Source organism: Vibrio sp. YT-17 (genome assembly GCF_033337375.1).
GTDB classification, from domain to species: Bacteria; Pseudomonadota; Gammaproteobacteria; order Enterobacterales; family Vibrionaceae; genus Vibrio; species Vibrio alginolyticus.
In genome coordinates this window covers 1-1,310 of the sequence record NZ_JAWOQP010000101.1, presented here as the reverse complement: position 1 = coordinate 1,310, position 1,310 = coordinate 1, and the positions used below count along the sequence as shown (strand labels likewise).

General features: G+C 49.0%; 1 protein-coding gene. It reads left to right on the top strand.

Features of this window, described 5'->3' with window-relative positions; translation table 11 throughout:
* On the top strand, positions 1 to 1,310 hold a 1,310-nt coding region (gene parE, locus R7F67_RS24150; RefSeq protein WP_318057455.1), incomplete at both ends, for a DNA topoisomerase IV subunit B.

Sequence of the window (1,310 nt, the reverse complement as noted above, 5' to 3'; positions counted from 1 at the left end):
GATGGTCGAGGCATGCCTGTTGATATCCACCCTGAAGAGAAAGTATCTGGTGTTGAGCTGATCTTATGTAAGCTCCATGCGGGTGGTAAATTCTCCAACAAAAACTACCAGTTTTCAGGTGGTTTGCACGGTGTAGGTATCTCAGTAGTAAACGCGCTGTCTAAGCGAGTTGAAGTGACGGTACGTCGTGATGGTCAAGTGTACGAAATTGCTTTTGAGCACGGTGACAAAGTATCAGACCTTACTGTAACGGGCACATGTGGTCGCCGCAATCGCGGTACTAGCGTGCACTTTTGGCCGGATGCGAAGTATTTCGATTCAGCTAACTTCTCTGTAACTCGTTTGGTGAACAACCTACGAGCGAAAGCGGTACTTTGCCCAGGTCTAGAAATTACGTTTACCGATAAAGTAAACAACAAAGACTACCAGTGGTACTACGAAGATGGTTTGAAAGACTATCTAGCCGAAGGCGTAAAAGGTTACCCAGTACTACCAGAAGAACCGTTTACTGGGGAGTTTTCTGCAGACACAGAAGCAGCAAACTGGGCAGTAATCTGGCAGCCAGAAGGCGGCGAGATGATCACCGAAAGTTACGTGAACCTTATCCCAACAGCTCAGGGTGGTACACACGTAAATGGTCTTCGCCAAGGTTTGTTGGATGCGATGCGTGAGTTCTGTGAATTCCGCAACTTGCTACCACGTGGTGTGAAGCTAACGGGCGATGATGTTTTCGACCGTTGTTCGTACGTGTTGTCGGTTAAGATCCAAGATCCACAGTTTGCTGGTCAGACTAAAGAGCGTCTTTCTTCTCGTCAAACCGCAGCGTTTGTTTCTGGTGTGGTAAAAGATGCATTCAGTCTGTGGCTAAACGAAAAGCCTCAACTTGCAGAGCAACTAGCGGAAGTGTGTATTGCTAACGCCCACCGTCGTATGCGCGCAAGCAAGAAAGTCGTACGTAAGAAAGTCGCATCGGGTCCTGCCTTGCCAGGTAAGCTAACAGACTGTTCCGTACAAGACTTAAATCGCACCGAAATCTTCTTCGTGGAGGGTGACTCGGCGGGTGGCAGCGCGAAGCAAGCCCGAGATCGTGAATTCCAAGCGGTAATGCCACTGCGTGGTAAGATCCTAAACACATGGGAAGTCTCTGCCGATCAAGTTCTGGCGTCTCAAGAAGTGCATGACATCTCGGTTGCGTTGGGTATCGACCCAGACAGCGACAACCTTGACAGCCTACGCTACGGTAAAATTTGTATCCTTGCTGATGCGGACTCGGACGGTCTTCATATCGCAACGCTACTGTGTGCTTTGTT